The organism is Mesorhizobium sp. M2A.F.Ca.ET.037.01.1.1 (assembly GCF_003998075.1).
GTDB lineage: Bacteria > Pseudomonadota > Alphaproteobacteria > Rhizobiales > Rhizobiaceae > Mesorhizobium.
This window is the reverse complement of the sequence record NZ_RZSA01001697.1, coordinates 1-595: the sequence shown is the minus strand read 5'-3', so window position 1 is coordinate 595 and position 595 is coordinate 1. Positions and strand designations below refer to the sequence as shown.

Annotated in this window: 2 pseudogenes; both read left to right on the top strand. The window is 69.6% G+C overall.

Going from position 1 to position 595, the window contains the following annotated elements:
* Window positions 1-351: pseudogene (locus tag EOA27_RS39285) on the top strand (Dtr system oriT relaxase); the annotation flags it as partial.
* Window positions 348-595, top strand: a pseudogene (locus tag EOA27_RS39280) (S26 family signal peptidase); the annotation flags it as partial. The pseudogenes EOA27_RS39285 and EOA27_RS39280, both read left to right, overlap by 4 nt.

Below are 595 nucleotides of genomic sequence, written 5' to 3'. Positions count from 1 at the left end.
GTGCTCGAGCGGGTGCGCGACGCCATCGACCGCAACGACCTTCCGGCTCCCCTCGGTTACGCGATCTCCAACCGCGAGGCCAAGGCGGAGATCGACGGGTTCAACAAGGCGATCGCGAAGCGGTTCGGCGAGCGTACGCTGCTCACCAATGCCGCCCGCGAGCCGTCGGGTAAGGTCTTCGACAAGGCGGCCGAGGGTCTCGCGCCGGGCGAGCGCCAGAAGCTCGCCGACGCCTGGCCGGCGATGCGAACCGCGCAGCAACTCGCTGCCCATGAACGCACCGCCGAGACGCTGAAGCAGACCGAGGGCCTGCGCCAGACGCAACGCCAGACGCCGGTGATGAAGCAATGAGGCGCCGCCCCGCCATCGTTCTCGTTGCGGTTGCGGCCGCAGGCCTCTTGATGCTTGCTGGCGTCGCCTGGCTCGGTGGCCTGCGTCTCAATCTCACGCGCAGCTATCCGCTCGGCTTGTGGCGCATCGAGCCGCTCGAACGGCCGCCGGCGGTGGGCGATCTCGTCTTCATCTGCCCGCCGGATACGCTGACTTTCCGGATGGCGCGGGAGCGCTCCTACCTCGGCCGCGGCCTGTGCCCGGG